This window comes from Bacteroides sp. AF39-11AC, assembly GCF_003474285.1.
Classification (GTDB): domain Bacteria; phylum Bacteroidota; class Bacteroidia; order Bacteroidales; family Bacteroidaceae; genus Bacteroides.
Genome location: NZ_QROH01000003.1, coordinates 227,039 through 241,677, shown reverse-complemented (window position 1 = coordinate 241,677; position 14,639 = coordinate 227,039). Strand labels below are relative to the sequence as shown.

Sequence of the window (14,639 nt, the reverse complement as noted above, 5' to 3'; positions counted from 1 at the left end):
AGATATGAAAATTAAATATTATATTGTAGCTTTTGCATCTCTGTTGCTTACCAGCTGTAGTGATTTTCTGGACTTGACACCTATATCTGAGGCTTCTTCGGCAAATTACTATAAAAATACTTCTGATATAAATTCTGCATTGTCCGCTTGTTATGGTTCATTACAAGGAACCTATCAATATGGCGAATACTTCATTTCCCTCATGGAGTTAAGGTCTGATAATGTGGAGGACATTAATCCCGGTGGAGCAGCCGGTATGTTCTACTTCATTGATAATTTTACTGCTACATCCGGAAATAATGTCGTTCGCTATGCATGGAAAGAATTATATAACCAGATATATAGATGCAACAATGTACTTGCAAGTATAGATGTGGTAACAGATGCCGCGTTGAAAAAGCAGTATGAAGGGGAAGCTATGTTTTTACGGGCTTTAGCCTATTTCAATATTGTTCGTCTTTGGGGAGCTGCACCTCTGATTCTGAAACCGGTGACCGCTGCTGAAGCTAAGAGCTATGGGCGTAGTGCAGTGGCGGATGTCTATAAAGCCATAGAAGAGGATTTGGAGGTTGCATCCGGTATGCTTACTTCTGCTTATGATGATGACAATCTGGGAAGAGCCACTTCCGTAGCTGCAAAGGCATTATTGGCAAAAGCTTATCTGACACAACAAAAGTGGTCGGCAGCAGCGACTTTGCTGGATAACATAGTCAAAGATTATTCATCTAAATATGGTTTGCAGAACACCGTTGCTGATGTTTTTGATGTAAACCAGGAGATGAATAAAGAAATTCTGTTCGCTGTACGATATTCAAAGTCAGTTCTTGGGGAAGGACATGGCTACAACGATTACTTTAAGGATAAGTCGGTTATTGATAGCAAACTTTTAGCTTCTTATGGAAATACGGACGATCGTAAAGCCATGATCGAATATAAGAAGGTGGATGCTAACAATAATGTAATAGCCAAGTATTACGATACGTTCGACGCTACTACGGCAAAGGTTGGATTTGACTTACCATTATTGAGATGGGCGGATGTATTGCTGATGTGTGCTGAGGCTCATAATGAAGTGGCCTATGAAAATTCTGAATCAAGTAAGGCACTGAGCTATTTGAATTTGATTCGTAAGCGTGCAAATGCAGTGGAATATAAAGTGACGGATTTGAAAGACCAGAGTGCTTTCCGCAAGGCTGTATTGGAAGAACGCCGTTTGGAATTTCCGTTCGAACTGCATCGCTGGTTTGATTTGATTCGTACAGATACGGCGATAGAAGCTATGTCAAAGGTTGGTTTCACGATAACAAAGAATGATTATTTATATCCTATTCCGAAAACGGAGGTTGATTTGATCGACAATCCGGAAACATTCCCTCAAAATCCGGGATATAACTAATCTGAGTATTTATTGAGTGGGGATGCCTGAGAGGTAATACTTTCAGGCTTCCTTCTAAAACTATGGAACATGAAATATATTTGGGGACTGTTGTTTGCCTTGGTGGCTGAATGTGCTTTCTCACAGGAATTGCCTCAATGGAAAGAGGGATATATGGATATTCATCATATAAATACCGGGCGAGGGGATTGCACATTTTGTATTTTGCCGGATGGAACTACTCTGTTGATTGATGCCGGAGAGAATAATAGAGTCGGAGAGAGGGTCGTAGCTGCCAAACCTGATGATACCAAGAAAGCTGGTGAGTGGATCGCAGATTATATTCGCTATTTTATACCTAAAGGCAAAACGAATATCGATTATTATCTCTTGACACATTATCATTCAGATCATATCGGTAGTTGGTTACATAAGAAAGAGGATAAAGGCAGGTATTATCTGACCGGTATTTCCGAGGTATATCAGAATTTTCCTGCTAAGGTGATCGTGGATAGAGGGGATGACTTTATGCCTCCTTCCGATAAGGATTCTTGCTATATGAACTATCGTAATTTCGTAAAATCAATCTCTGACTGCACTAAACGTGAAACCTTTAATGTGGGATCGTGCAAGCAGTTTGTGTTATGCAATGAACCGGAAAAATATCATTCATTTGGTGTGCGTAATGTATATGCTAATGGCAAGGTTTGGGATGGAGATGCAGGATCTGTCTCATTATTTCCTGAAAAGGGCAACTATTCAAAAAGCGAAATGCCCAGAGAAAATATGTATAGCTGCGTGATAAAGTTGAGTTATGGTGCATTTGATTACTATACAGGAGGAGATATTCCAGGTTTTCCCCGTCCGGGACGTCCAGAGTGGCATGATATTGAGGCTCCGGTTTCTGATGTGGTAGGCAAAGTGGAAGTGGCGGTTTTAAATCATCATGGCAATGAGGACGGGACTAATGAAAAATTTCTCCGGAATTTATCACCTCAGAATATCATAATGTCTACTTGGGATGCTCTGCATCCTAATCATACGGTGCTGTATCGTCTTTTCTCTAAAGAAGTTTATCCGGAAGAGAGAAAGATATTCTCCACGAATATGCATCCGGCTACTAAAATTGTTATCGGTGATTTGGTTGACAGAATGGCATCCCATCAGGGGCATATAATGGTACGTGTATATCCGGAAGGTAACAAATATCGTATGTATGTTTTTGATGATGCGGTTCCTGTATTCCAAAGCCATGTCATCTACGAATCGGATATACTTGAATGTATAAAATAAACAATAAAATTTATGAGAAGGAATCTATTTTTATTGAGTTGTCTTTTATTATTGTGTACAGTTGCGTTATGGGGGCAAAGTCCTGCTGAACGGATTCATAAAGCATTTAATGAATCTGCTGAAAAATCAATTCTGGTGGTTTCGCACCGTGCGGATTGGCGTAATGCTCCTGAAAACTCATTGCAAGCCATTCAAAATTGCATTGATATGGGGGTGGATATGGTTGAAATTGATTTGAAGCGTACTAAAGATGGGCATCTTATCCTGATGCATGACAAAACGATTGACCGTACTACCACGGGTAAAGGTAAACCGGAAGATTATACGTTGGAAGAGTTGCGCCAGTTCCGTATGCGAAGTGGAGCCGGACATAAAACCCGTCACCTGATACCTACTTTTGAAGAAGTGATGAAGTTGTGTAAAGGTAAAATTATGGTGAATGTGGATAAAGGTTATGACTATTTTAAAGAGGCATACGCTATTCTTGAAAAAACAGGTACTGTGCATCAGTGCATAATGAAAGCCGGGCTACCTTATGATCAGGTGAAAGCAGAAAATGGAGAAGTGCTGGATAAGATGATTTTCATGCCTGTGATCAATTTACACAAGGAAGGTGCTGAAGCGATTATTGACGGTTATTTAGAACACATGAAACCTCAGGCTTTTGAATTGGTATTTGATAATGACGGACCGGAGGTGCTGAGACTGATAAAGAAAGTACATGATAGTGGCGCGAAGATTTTCATAAACAGTTTGTGGCCTGAACTTTGTGGTGGCCATGATGATGACCTCGCTGTAGAGTTGAAACAACCGGGTGAGAGTTGGGGATGGATTATTGGACAAGGAGCTAAACTGATTCAGACAGATCGGCCTGCGCTATTGCTGGAATATCTGAAAGCAAAAAAGCTTCACGATTAACCTCACAAGAATATGCTGAAATATATTATTAATTTTTACAGGGTCTCAATGCCGAGACCTTGTAACGGAGAGTCTTTGTCCGAACAGAAGAAACGGTTGAAGCGTTTGCAATGGTCTACTTTTTTGGCTGCAACCTTTGGGTATGGAATGTACTATGTTTGTCGGCTCAGTTTGAATGTAATGAAGAAACCGATTGTAGATGAGGGAATTTTTTCAGAAACCGAATTAGGAATCATCGGTTCTGTACTCTTCTTTACCTATGCAATCGGAAAGTTTACAAACGGATTCCTGGCTGATCGCAGTAATATAAAACGTTTCATGACTACAGGCTTATTGGTTACTGCCTTGGTCAATCTTTGTTTGGGATTTACCAACTCATTTATTCTCTTTGCCATTCTTTGGGGAATCAGTGGTTGGTTTCAGTCTATGGGAGCTGCTTCGTGTGTAGTGGGGCTTTCCCGTTGGTTTAGTGATAAAGAGCGTGGGTCTTTCTATGGCTTTTGGTCTGCCAGCCATAACATAGGCGAGGCTTTGACTTTCATCATTGTTGCTTCTGTGGTTAGTGTTCTGGGATGGAGGTATGGTTTTCTGGGCGCAGGTCTCGTGGGACTTATCGGAGCATTGATAATATGGCGATTCCTTCATGATACTCCTCAAAGCGAAGGACTTCCGGCGGTGAATCAGCCTAAAGAGAAAAAAGAAATGAATACTGCGGAAGCTGCTGATTATAATAAAGCGCAAAAGCAGGTTTTGTTGATGCCTGCCATTTGGATATTGGCTTTGTCCAGTGCTTTTATGTACATCAGCCGTTATGCGGTGAACAGTTGGGGAGTGTTTTATCTGGAAGCGGAGAAGGGATATACCACTTTGGATGCCAGTTTTATTATTTCTATCAATTCGGTTTGCGGCATTGTTGGTACAGTTTTTTCCGGATTCATATCGGATAAACTGTTCGGCGGACGTCGCAATGTGCCTGCATTGATTTTCGGATTAATGAATGTAGCCGCTTTGTGTCTGTTCCTGCTCGTTCCCGGTACACATACTTGGGTAGATGTGGTGGCCATGATATTGTTTGGAACGAGCATCGGCGTGTTACTGTGTTTCCTGGGTGGACTGATGGCGGTTGATATTGCTCCGCGTAACGCTTCGGGTGCGGCGCTGGGAGTAGTGGGGATTGCCAGTTACATAGGCGCCGGATTGCAGGATGTGATGAGTGGTGTGTTGATCGAAGGAAACAAGACGGTAGTGGATGGAACGGATGTTTATGACTTTACGTATATCAATTGGTTTTGGATTGGGGCTGCAATCTTATCAGTATTGTTAGCATTATTAGTTTGGAATGCTCGGAATAAAGAGCCTGAATAGGTATTGTATAAATTAATAACAACTAAGATTATGGAACTTGAAGAATTGCGTGATGCACTGAAAATAGCCAGTGCTCGCGAGTATGCTCTCATTGAAGAGCTGTTGGTCTGTGTCGATAAAAAAAAGTTTGATTAAACAGATCAGGCAAACAGAGAAAAATGATACGCCTGCGAGGGTGGAGTATTACGGTAACCCGAAAGCAGTTACCCGCGTGCTTGTGAAGTTGATAGAGCAAGGGAAGCTGCGCTACAACGGTGAGGACAATTACTCACGGATCATCCGCACGCTGACTGCGGTGGTGGATGTGGTGAATGAATCAACGGGAAAGATAATGAGCGGGGAGTCGCTGGTATCGTATGTAAAGTGGATACGGTCGGGGGAGTTGCCGGAAGAATAAGGGAGAAAAGGCGGAGTAATCCGCCTTTTTGCTAACTTTGCAAAAAACATTGCATGGCGGATATTCCTCTACATAAAGCAGTTCAGCAATCCGATTTCGGGATATTTGCAAAGGAAGTTTCTCCTTTTTCCCCGAACCGGCTGATCAATTACACACATCGGGATAGTTACTATATATTCGGTATAGTGGAGAGTGGAACCTGTCGTGTCGGCATTGATTTCAAAGATTGCGACCTGTCGGCGGGGAGCGTTATCTGCACCCAGCCGCATCAGGTGCATCGGATCGTTGATAAAGGGGATGCAAAGTCGTTTCTCTTATTCATCGACGGGGTATTTATAGATGCTCCCACCAAACAGACCCTTGCCGAGTATGCCTTATCGCCGATACCATTTAAGATAAGCGATACGCAACGCACCGAATTGATTCAACTGTTTGCCATGATTCTCCGCAGGATAGGCGAGCGGGAAAATGATGAATCGAAAACGGTTTTACAGAATCTGGCATGTACCGTTGTCGGGATCATAACGGATGCCGCCCGGAAAATAATCGGGCGTGAATCCAAAAACAGAAGGCACATTGAAATTACATTGGCCTTCAAAGAATTACTTTCTGCTAATGAGCAAATAAACAGAAATGTATCTTATTATGCAGAATCTTTGCACATCTCATCGGTATATCTGAACGAGGTGATTAAGAACGTTACAGGCGTGAGCGTAAGCGGGTACATTCAAAATGAACTCATATTGCATGCCAAACGAATGTTGGTATATACCTCTCTGACTGTGCGAGAGATTTCCACTCATCTGGGGATAGATGATTATGCCTATTTCACACGGTTGTTTACAAAGGCGGTTGGCATAAGTCCCACTCTCTACCGGAAAAAATACCTCGAATAATACAATCTTAACCTTACATAGTCTATTCTTCTATTTATCAATGCACTGTAACTTTGCAAACAAAAAAGATGAATAGAAACAGATTTATTTACTTCACGGATTTAATGTTGCTCCTTGTATTTATTTTATCATTCTACACGGGCGTCGAGTTGCATATTGCAGGACAAGGGGTCGATCATGAGAGTTGGCATATCTGGGCGATATTTCACACGAATGCCAGTCTGCTGTTTATGATATTGGGGATTATTCATGTCAAGAGTCATTGGGCTTGGTATAAGGGGCTGAGAACGGTAGGATGCAAAGGAAAAAGAAAAGCTGTATTGCTATTGTCGATTGTTTTTCTGTTGGCTGTTGTTTCGGGGATATTACTGGTGTGCTTCGTTGATGGTGCAAACTCTTCGCTGGGGTTGTGGCATTATAGAATCGGTATTTTTGTAAGTGTTTTGGGGGTACTTCATATATTGAAGAGGAAAAGGGGGCTGTATAAGGGGGTGAGGAGGCATGTGCTATAGTTCTTTATGGTAATTTTTCTCTGATAATGATTTTTTTATCAGAGAAGTTTTGTGGATGATAATAATTTCTTTATCTTTGTTGTGTCAATCAAGAAGAGCTCTTTGAATGGCTGATGAAGAAGCGCTAAAAGCGCGGGAAATTGAACTTCTAGAAAATCTCAATTTCTTCCTTATGAACTATCATCGTCTCATTGCAAACGGTTATAGGAAAAAGGTATTGGATGATGAAATTAAGCTTATTCAGTTAGAACTGGATAAAATTAAAGAAGTCCTCCGATAGAAAGAAGGTCCACCGGGGTAGCTGCCGGTGGGTAAAGTTAGATTGTTGATTTAAACAGTTATAGTATGGATGTAAAAAAGGAATATTTCAGACTGAAGGAACTGTGGATAAAATCAAGTAGTTCCGAGCGTGATGAAGCAGAACGTAAGCTGAATGCATTCTTCGAATCTCTTGGTGAAGAAGAAAAAGAGTTGGTTAATGCAACTGTTGCAGAGGACTTTGCCCATGTCCATAAAATTATTGATGAGAGTAAAGAATTTCGTGAGCGTATCGAAGTTCGCAAGCAGTTGGAAGGGGTGCTCCCTTTTATTTCAGTTTCAGAATTTGCAAAACGATACTTTGGCAAATCTGCCTCATGGTTACATCAACGGATTAATGGGAATGCTGTACATGGGAAAGTAGCTACATTTACCCCAACTGAGCTGATTACTTTGGCTAATGCATTGAAGGATGTGGCTGGTAAGTTAACGCATGCTGCTTCAGCTTTTGTGGGACAATAAAGAAGTTATTAAAAAAGCGGCGAAAGATTTGAAAAATAGGACGGTGTTTTTCAAATCTTTCGCCGCTTTTTTTAATCTTTCCGCCAATTTTCCGGAGGATATTTCCTTGCTTTTATTCCTATATGTCTTTTATCATATGAATTGTTGTGGCGGTATGTCCTGAACTGCCTAACCGTGATTCTAAATGTCGGAAGCCTTTACGTTCGTATAGGGAGACTGCATTTTGAAATTGAGGAAATGATTCGATATAGAGTTGCTTATATACACTTTCTGTTTTAGGCGCATCAAACTCTTCAAAGACTTTGCGTATCAGGGCAGCTATTTCCTTATTGTCTTTTTCTTCGATAGGACGAATTATTACTTTTTCCATGGTTTTTGCACAGAAATAAAAATGAGTACTAATAATAATACAGTTTGAACAGTACCCCATATTTGTGTGGTCTGTATATTATCGAGAAAGGCGGGATCTGTCAAGGCGGCATCTCTGAGTTGATTGGCAATAATGACGTTATTATTTATGCAAGGCCCTAATACCCATGTGCCGAATGCCATTTGCAGGATTGTCATTACCCATTTTACAATAATCCAGCGATGCTTGAAAAAGCCCCAATTAGTCCAAATGCTGTATATCAATCCCGTAATAAGAGATCCAAAGGCACCACAAATAATGAAGTAATCGTCTATTATCTGCAATATTCTTGAACGCATATAAAGTTCATCTCCAGATTCTGGATGAACAGTAAAGACCAGAAGGCAAAGTGCAACACCTCCAATGATCCAACTAAATGCGAAAAAGATGTGGAACATCTTCAAAATTTTAATTCCTTGCGGTTTGAGTTTCTTTACTGCCATAGCTTTTTTGTTTTGTTGATTATTGAAGAATATATTAGAACGGTTAGGTAGAGTTAGGTTACTTTTAAAACTTTCGTGAGAAAGGATAAAAATAGAAAGTAATTACTCTCTGAAGTTTAAGTGTATAAGGGAAGTTACAAAAGTAACCTAACCTGACCTAACAGATTGTTTCATATCGGATGCAAATAGAGTACTTTCTGACCCTTTATTCTGTGTCACCTCATTTATTTATCTCCTTTACCTGCATGATAATCTCTAATCCCAATATTTCAGCAATCTTGCTGAGAGTGCTGAATGTGGGATTACCCTTGCCTGCCTCTATACTTTTGATTATGCGCAGACTTAATTCTGTATAATCAGCCAGATCTTGTTGGGTTAATTCTAATTGCAAGCGGCGATCTTTTATGATTTGACTTATATTCATGGTGCAATATATTGCCTTTTATGGGTAAATATAGCATTTATCATTGAATAAAATAGGGAAAAGTGCAATATATTGCATTATTTGCATGCTTTTGATATTGAAATATTGACTAAAATGAAGAGTTTGTTTGATTTGTATTGGGGATTATTTGTAATATTTCAACTTTGAAGTTGAAATATTGCTTTAAATTTTGCGAGTATTCAATTTTAATGTCTATTTTTGTAGAAAAATAATAATATGGCAACACAAGAGGAGGTTGAAGCGTTTTTAAAGCAATTCCATCAGAAGTTAAAAGTCTTTAGTATTATCTTTAGAGATGAAAGAGGAAAAAATGCTCAAACATTAGCTGATTTGGAAATAACCCCAAAATATAGAGAAACTATTATAAAAGCAATTGAAGTAGAAGATTATTCTCAGGGACCAATAGTTGATACACTTAATCATTTAGGCGATATGTGGGTGTTCGGAAAGGATGTGAAAGGTCATGAGATTTATATAAAGATTTCGCTTGGAAGAGATAATTGTCAAACGATATGTATTTCATTTCATATTGCAGAATATAGAATGAGGTACCCATTTAAAGGAGGAAAATGATGAAAAGCCCTTTTACAGGAGGAAATGTAAGCCTTCAGCAAGAAAATTCAGAATTGGTATTTCGCAAAGAGAAGTTTCAATACACTTATCTTTATTATGAGTGTGAGGATACTAAAGAGCATTTCACAACGACGGAAATTGATGAGCTAAATCTTGCACAAGTGTACAATCAGTACAGAATAAAATATGGTATCCCGTTTCCTGATGAAATAAAGCAGATACGAGAAATGTATGATCTGTCAGCTTTAAAGATGTCTGAGATATTGGGGTTTGGGGACAACCAGTATAGATTGTATGAAAGTGGAGACATGCCAAGTGAAGCGAATGGAAAAGTGCTGAACTTGATAAAAGATCCTGCAATCTTCGAGACATTTGTAAGAAATGCAAGATATCAGTTGGAAGAAAAAGAGTTTAAACGGATATTGGCTAAGCTAAATAAAGTAATAGAATCCCAACTACCTAATATTGAAGAAGAACTGATTTATGACTCATATACAAGAGGGAGTATAAATGGCTATGCTGCGCAGTCGTATAAGAAGCTTAAGAATATCTTATTATACTTTATAGAGCGTTGTGACGGGGTGTTTAATACTAAGATGAATAAGTTACTTTTCTATACCGATTTTCTTTGTTATAAAAAGTATGGAAGGGCCATGAGTGGTTTGGCTTATAAGGCTATTCAATATGGTCCTGTACCTGTAAGATGGGATAGGGTATATAGTTTGGTGGATGGTATTGACCAAGATATTGTTGAATTTGAATCTGGTTATTCCGGGGTAAAGTTAGATTCATTATTGATGGCGGATATGAATGTTTTTTCTCAGGAAGAATTGTCAGTGTTAGAATCTGTATATGAAAATTTTAAAAATTCAACTGCTGCCGATATTTCTGCCATAAGTCATAATGAAGATGCTTGGAAAAAGTATTATGGCACCAATAAACTAATTGATTTTAGAGAAGCTTTTACTTTGAAAGCCTTATAATGGAATTTATCATTCTGTCATTCAAGGATAAATTTTAGCTATACTTTGAATGACAGAATGACGGTAAGTGCCTTTCGGATTTTTACATCACATTTAGCCAACGGCTGATATTACGCTCTTCCGCGCTGAACTCTACTCCAAGTTTTATCACTTCACGTCCGTCAGCCTGATAAGGAATCAGGTAACCTTTGTCTTCAATCTGTTGCAGGGCTTCTTCGGCTGTACCGTTCAGTTTGAATTCGAAGACGTAAATGTATTTAGGGGTTTTTACTACGGCATCTGCACGTCCTGTGGCACTTTCAACTTCTGCTTGGGTGAACTGTCCCATCAGTTTGAAAACCAAATAGAAAACGACCTGGTAATGACGTTCGGTCTTCGCGTTCAGTTGATAGGGGAAATCGGCAAAGAAGGCTTGTAGGCGGGTGAAGAAGGCATTGTAATCGCCTCTTTCCAACTCTTCTACAAACTGGCCGATATAAAAGCCCTGATCATCATTATTTACGCTGGTATAAAATGGTACAAGAAAACTCATGAAACCATAGCGAACTTCATCATTAGGAAATTCCAACAGATAATTCCGAAAACGCTCATTGTAATCCTTTATAGTAAGATAACCACTCTGATAAATCAACGGAATCGGATTATTAGCTTCTACACGATATTCGGAGAACATAGAAGCCGGGGCTTCGATGCCATCAAGTAAGATACGAAGGTCATATTCTGACTTACGGAGCATTTCAACCAGAAAAGTCGGAGTTCCTGTCTGAAACCAGTAATCTCCTAATTCCCGTTTACTGAAAGCATTCAGCACGCTGAAGGGATTAAAGACTCCGTCTCCTTTCGGATGAAAGTGATAGCCATCGTACTGACGGGCCATTTTATCGACAGTTTCTTCAGCAGAAAGCTTGTTAACCCTGCCGAATTCTTCTATTTCGGGCGTAAAGGTTTCAACCAATTCTGTCCGGGTGATGCCGCATACTGTGGCATAAGAATAATCCAGGCTGATGTCATTCAGTTGATTCAGATCGCTGAACACACTGACTTGCGAGAATTTAGTAACTCCCGTAAGGAAAGCAAAACGCAGGTAGCGGTCGGCACTTTTCAGTACCCCGTAAAAAGCTTTTAGAGTTTTGCGATAATCTTCCAGTAGGGCATCATTATCGAGGGCTTGCAACAGGGGTTTGTCGTACTCGTCCACTAAGACCACTACACCACAACCTGCCTGTTCATAGGCACGTTCTATGACATATGCAAAGCGTTCTTCGGGGCTACGATCCTTTTTTTCATTTCCGTATACAATTTCCCATTTTTCCAATGTTTGGTTGAGCATTGCTATCAGGTCGGCTGGAGTTTCATACTTTTTGGCATTCAAATCCAGATGCAGTACCGGATATTTTTTCCATTCCGTCTCCATCTTTTCAATGGCAAGGCCTTCAAAGAGTTCTTTCTTACCTTCGAAGTAAGCCTCGAAAGTGGACAGGAGCAGGCTCTTGCCGAAGCGGCGGGGGCGGCTCAGGAAATAAGGCTTGCCTGTATTGGCAATAAGCCAAACAAGCGCAGTCTTATCCACATATAGATAATTACCTTGGCGGATATCCGCAAAAGTTTGTATTCCGATAGGAAGCTTGCGTAATGATGTATTATATTCCATAAACACACATTTTTTCTTTTATAGCTTCAAAGATAATTGTTTTTTTTCAGAATTGTTCGTTTTGGCACAGTTTTGATGCAGCTACGAGCTACAAACGACAAGCCATATCACTGATACAGCTGATTATTCTTCACACTCTCCACCTCCAGAAGTATTACCTCGTAGCGCCTCATATTTTTGCTTGTAACATACTGGAAGCCATATTTGGTGAGAATCTTCCCTAACAGGATTTTTCCGGCATGGTTATATTGATAGCCGGTTCTGTTTCTGATTTCTTCCGCTATTTCACTTACCGTCATATACTTGAAACTTTCGAAGCGCTCCGGTTTGCGGAAATGCGTCAACAGCATTTCTTCTTCGGGAGTCTGAAAGATGAAAGGCTTGTTGTTGCGCTCTATCTCATCATTTTCGTCGGCTTCGAACCAGTAGCGGTAGCCGGTGTCCAGCAGATGCTTGATTTGGGCGTAGAGCTGTGGGTAGTCGATTTCGTAGCGGTCTATCTTTTCGATTTCGTAGCAGAGGAAGCGGCGGTTGCCGGTAGGATCGTACAACACTTGCGGATAGTTGCAGGTACCGGCAAAGGATGCCCAGTGGGGCAGGTTCAGGGTGTGGCGGGCATAAGGCAGGCGGATGCTGATAAACTTCCGGGTGATAAGGTCCTTCAGCAGACTGAGTTCGTGCCCCGTCATGCCTTCGAACTCATCGAAGTTGATGAGCATAAATTCCGCCATGCGGGAGAGGTCGTCCTTGTTTCCGGCGGAGATGATGCCGGTGCTGAGATAATCGGTTCGTAAGTCATCTGACAGAATTTTGTTGATGAAAGTCGTTTTTCCCAGATTCTGCTTGCTGCATAGCAGGAGGCAGAGGTGGTTCACTACTTCTTCTTGCGTGGCGGCGGCTACCATACCTACCAGAAAATGCCTGAAACCTTTCAGCCAGAACTCTCTCTGGGCAGGAATGGTATGGACACTTTCGGCAAGACGGCCGATGTGGTCGATGCCGTCCCATTGGGGCAGATGGTTCATATACTCGCGGATGGGGTGGTAGGAAATACTGAAATCGGAGTAGATCAGGTTCTCCATGTTCTTGACGCTGCAAGGATAACCGGCTTCGTTCAGTTCCATCCAGATGCTGTTGCTTACCATGTCATCCAGCATGACGAAATCATCTTCACCCTTTTTTCGACATTCCATGCGGTGCTTCATTTGGTTGTAGCGCGTTTCGTAATGATTGTTGATATACTGTCCGATGCGGAGGAAGTTCCATTGCGAGGTTCTCAATTTACGTGTGTTAAATTCGTCCGTATGCTGATAAGCACTGTCCGTCAGGGAGTCAATCTCTTCGGGCGGTATGTCGGTGAAGTTGAGGCGCAGGAAAGGGGCGACTTCTTCTTTGGGGATGCCGTAAGCGTTGTATGTGCAGGTTAGCCGGAACAGATAGTTGTTGCGGTTGCCTTCTTCGTACTTGTTTTTGTGGTCGTGATAGTAAAGAAGGAGGGCGAGCAGGGAGCGGCTTTCGCTTTGGGGATAAGAGATGTTGTCCGAAGGTTTTTTGCACGGAGGTGTGTCTGGTGTTGCTCCCGAAGACTTTTTCCGTCCGGGAGTCTTCTTTTTCTTTTCCCTGAGAGGGCGGTTGAGGTCGACGATGAGAACCTGCGGATTAGGGTTCAGATAGACATTCTCATCGTGAGGCAGATAGCAGATGCGCGTCATGTCTTTGCCCGATTCGTCGATGTCCGTCCGGCAAAGCTCTTCGTAGAGTGCGGCAACCTGGTCATAGGCATGTGCATGGTAGTTGCGGACTTCTTCGGGAGATTGCGGCAGGGTACCGTCGGGCAGACTGGTGATTGTGGTCAGTTTGTAACCGTTGCCCTTCGGACTGGTAAAGCTGATGTGGGTATGCGGATTTCCGGTGACTGCTTTTGAGATGCGTGTCAGTTCTTCGGGGGATTTCTTGTCAAGGTCGAGGACGATTTCCCCGTTATACTCAGTCAGTTTGTCGTATCGGCGTCCACCGGTGAAGCGGGCGGAGAAGGTGACGGAGGGAAGTTCTCCTTTGATGAAATCAGCGGTTGCGATGTCATTGGCAGTGATATGCTGTCGGATGTCAAGGGTCATGTGTGCCAGTTTTTCATCGTGGCGGATGAGGTTGGCCACTTCTTCGTCGGTTACTTCGGCGCAGGGCGGTTGTTTTTTGTTTTGATAATATGAATACTTCATTGTTTGTATAAATTTTGTTGCAAATTAACATATGTGTCCGATAACAGGGAATAACTTTTGGCTTTTCACGTAAAGTTAAGTTTAAGGTTCGCCCAAATAGTGGACTATGACTTCTACCTGGCGGGGAGTGAAAATGTGGTTCCGGTCCTGATAACCCAAATGAATCAGTTCTGCATGCAGTTCGGCGTTGTGGAGTATCCAGCGGCGAAGTACTTGGGTGGCGTTTTTAAGGGTTAGTTGCGGATTGTAAAGATGAGCCAGTTCCGATTTTGTGTAACTGCGCACTACGAAGGTGCCTTTTTCTTCTTTCATTTTCTTGTATTTATTGATTCTTAATGTGATGTAAATTTACTGAAAATAAACGGTTGGTGAAAGTTTTG

17 protein-coding genes are annotated in these 14,639 nt (G+C 41.4%); 11 read left to right on the top strand and 6 right to left on the bottom strand.

From position 1 onward, the window contains the following. Positions 1-4 precede the first annotated feature (4 nt). The 9 genes from DW036_RS06680 to DW036_RS06645 all read left to right on the top strand — a co-directional run bounded on the left by DW036_RS06680 (position 5) and on the right by DW036_RS06645 (position 7,536). Positions 5-1,396, top strand: coding sequence for a RagB/SusD family nutrient uptake outer membrane protein (locus tag DW036_RS06680; protein WP_118462302.1), 1,392 nt, complete (start codon positions 5-7; stop codon positions 1,394-1,396). A 69-nt stretch (positions 1,397-1,465) separates the two neighbouring features. Beyond that, on the top strand, positions 1,466-2,668 hold the full coding sequence (locus tag DW036_RS06675) for a ComEC/Rec2 family competence protein (protein ID WP_118462300.1): 1,203 nt from the start codon (positions 1,466-1,468) through the stop codon (positions 2,666-2,668). Positions 2,669-2,680: 12 nt separating this feature from the next. Next, on the top strand, positions 2,681-3,586 hold the full coding sequence (locus tag DW036_RS06670) for a glycerophosphodiester phosphodiesterase family protein (protein ID WP_118462299.1): 906 nt from the start codon (positions 2,681-2,683) through the stop codon (positions 3,584-3,586). Between the two features lie 12 nt (positions 3,587-3,598). After that, positions 3,599-4,951, top strand: coding sequence for an MFS transporter (locus DW036_RS06665; RefSeq protein ID WP_118462297.1), 1,353 nt, complete (start codon positions 3,599-3,601; stop codon positions 4,949-4,951). 127 nt (positions 4,952-5,078) lie between these two features. Continuing rightward, positions 5,079-5,348 (top strand): hypothetical protein, encoded by a 270-nt coding sequence (locus DW036_RS06660; RefSeq protein ID WP_022392023.1) that lies wholly within the window; start codon positions 5,079-5,081, stop codon positions 5,346-5,348. A gap of 53 nt (positions 5,349-5,401) precedes the next feature. Then, a complete protein-coding gene (locus DW036_RS06655) occupies positions 5,402-6,244 on the top strand; it encodes an AraC family transcriptional regulator (protein ID WP_118462295.1) in 843 nt (280 codons plus the stop codon). Between the two features lie 68 nt (positions 6,245-6,312). Continuing rightward, the gene (locus tag DW036_RS06650) at positions 6,313-6,756 is read left to right on the top strand and encodes a DUF4405 domain-containing protein (RefSeq protein WP_118462293.1); all 444 of its coding nucleotides are present in this window, start codon (positions 6,313-6,315) and stop codon (positions 6,754-6,756) included. Between the two features lie 106 nt (positions 6,757-6,862). Further along, positions 6,863-7,036 carry a hypothetical protein gene (locus DW036_RS25735; RefSeq protein WP_007214535.1) on the top strand — a complete coding sequence of 58 codons (174 nt, stop codon included), beginning with the start codon at positions 6,863-6,865 and terminating at the stop codon, positions 7,034-7,036. A gap of 65 nt (positions 7,037-7,101) precedes the next feature. After that, complete coding sequence (locus DW036_RS06645; RefSeq protein WP_118462291.1) at positions 7,102-7,536, top strand: DUF5053 domain-containing protein; 435 nt, start codon at positions 7,102-7,104, stop codon at positions 7,534-7,536. Between the two features lie 118 nt (positions 7,537-7,654). Here DW036_RS06645 and DW036_RS06640 read toward each other — a convergent pair whose 3' ends face one another. The 3 genes from DW036_RS06640 to DW036_RS06630 form a co-directional block, all read right to left on the bottom strand. Then, positions 7,655-7,906 (bottom strand): hypothetical protein, encoded by a 252-nt coding sequence (locus tag DW036_RS06640; RefSeq protein WP_118462289.1) that lies wholly within the window; start codon positions 7,904-7,906, stop codon positions 7,655-7,657. Further along, a complete protein-coding gene (locus tag DW036_RS06635) occupies positions 7,894-8,388 on the bottom strand; it encodes a DUF2269 family protein (protein WP_022392018.1) in 495 nt (164 codons plus the stop codon). The genes DW036_RS06640 and DW036_RS06635 overlap by 13 nt, the downstream gene beginning before the upstream one ends. 220 nt (positions 8,389-8,608) lie before the next feature. Further along, a complete protein-coding gene (locus tag DW036_RS06630; protein ID WP_022392017.1) occupies positions 8,609-8,812 on the bottom strand; it encodes a helix-turn-helix transcriptional regulator in 204 nt (67 codons plus the stop codon). 237 nt (positions 8,813-9,049) lie between these two features. Between DW036_RS06630 and DW036_RS06625 the strand changes: the two genes are divergently transcribed. Both DW036_RS06625 and DW036_RS06620 read left to right on the top strand, forming a co-directional pair. Next, complete coding sequence (locus DW036_RS06625) at positions 9,050-9,406, top strand: type II toxin-antitoxin system MqsR family toxin (protein WP_118462287.1); 357 nt, start codon at positions 9,050-9,052, stop codon at positions 9,404-9,406. Beyond that, on the top strand, positions 9,403-10,389 hold the full coding sequence (locus DW036_RS06620; protein ID WP_118462285.1) for a type II toxin-antitoxin system antitoxin SocA domain-containing protein: 987 nt from the start codon (positions 9,403-9,405) through the stop codon (positions 10,387-10,389). Before DW036_RS06625 ends, DW036_RS06620 begins: the two co-directional genes overlap by 4 nt. An 82-nt stretch (positions 10,390-10,471) precedes the next feature. Here DW036_RS06620 and DW036_RS06615 read toward each other — a convergent pair whose 3' ends face one another. The 3 genes from DW036_RS06615 to DW036_RS06605 form a co-directional block, all read right to left on the bottom strand. After that, complete coding sequence (locus DW036_RS06615; protein WP_118462283.1) at positions 10,472-12,040, bottom strand: ATP-binding protein; 1,569 nt, start codon at positions 12,038-12,040, stop codon at positions 10,472-10,474. A gap of 107 nt (positions 12,041-12,147) precedes the next feature. After that, positions 12,148-14,259 (bottom strand): BT4734/BF3469 family protein, encoded by a 2,112-nt coding sequence (locus DW036_RS06610; protein ID WP_118462281.1) that lies wholly within the window; start codon positions 14,257-14,259, stop codon positions 12,148-12,150. Positions 14,260-14,340: 81 nt separating this feature from the next. Beyond that, positions 14,341-14,571: a DUF4248 domain-containing protein gene (locus DW036_RS06605; RefSeq protein WP_118462279.1), complete on the bottom strand. Its 231-nt coding sequence runs from the start codon at positions 14,569-14,571 to the stop codon at positions 14,341-14,343. Between the last annotated feature and the right edge of the window lie 68 nt (positions 14,572-14,639).

Bases quoted from the DNA above. Each gene is read 5' to 3' on its own strand.
- DW036_RS06680 (WP_118462302.1), top strand. From the start codon at position 5: ATGAAAATTAAATATTATATTGTAGCTTTTGCATCTCTGTTGCTTACC.
- DW036_RS06675 (WP_118462300.1), top strand. From the start codon at position 1,466: ATGAAATATATTTGGGGACTGTTGTTTGCCTTGGTGGCTGAATGTGCT.
- DW036_RS06670 (WP_118462299.1), top strand. From the start codon at position 2,681: ATGAGAAGGAATCTATTTTTATTGAGTTGTCTTTTATTATTGTGTACA.
- DW036_RS06665 (WP_118462297.1), top strand. From the start codon at position 3,599: ATGCTGAAATATATTATTAATTTTTACAGGGTCTCAATGCCGAGACCT.
- DW036_RS06655 (WP_118462295.1), top strand. From the start codon at position 5,402: ATGGCGGATATTCCTCTACATAAAGCAGTTCAGCAATCCGATTTCGGG.
- DW036_RS06650 (WP_118462293.1), top strand. From the start codon at position 6,313: ATGAATAGAAACAGATTTATTTACTTCACGGATTTAATGTTGCTCCTT.
- DW036_RS25735 (WP_007214535.1), top strand. From the start codon at position 6,863: ATGGCTGATGAAGAAGCGCTAAAAGCGCGGGAAATTGAACTTCTAGAA.
- DW036_RS06645 (WP_118462291.1), top strand. From the start codon at position 7,102: ATGGATGTAAAAAAGGAATATTTCAGACTGAAGGAACTGTGGATAAAA.
- DW036_RS06640 (WP_118462289.1), bottom strand. From the start codon at position 7,906: ATGGAAAAAGTAATAATTCGTCCTATCGAAGAAAAAGACAATAAGGAA.
- DW036_RS06635 (WP_022392018.1), bottom strand. From the start codon at position 8,388: ATGGCAGTAAAGAAACTCAAACCGCAAGGAATTAAAATTTTGAAGATG.
- DW036_RS06630 (WP_022392017.1), bottom strand. From the start codon at position 8,812: ATGAATATAAGTCAAATCATAAAAGATCGCCGCTTGCAATTAGAATTA.
- DW036_RS06625 (WP_118462287.1), top strand. From the start codon at position 9,050: ATGGCAACACAAGAGGAGGTTGAAGCGTTTTTAAAGCAATTCCATCAG.
- DW036_RS06620 (WP_118462285.1), top strand. From the start codon at position 9,403: ATGATGAAAAGCCCTTTTACAGGAGGAAATGTAAGCCTTCAGCAAGAA.
- DW036_RS06615 (WP_118462283.1), bottom strand. From the start codon at position 12,040: ATGGAATATAATACATCATTACGCAAGCTTCCTATCGGAATACAAACT.
- DW036_RS06610 (WP_118462281.1), bottom strand. From the start codon at position 14,259: ATGAAGTATTCATATTATCAAAACAAAAAACAACCGCCCTGCGCCGAA.
- DW036_RS06605 (WP_118462279.1), bottom strand. From the start codon at position 14,571: ATGAAAGAAGAAAAAGGCACCTTCGTAGTGCGCAGTTACACAAAATCG.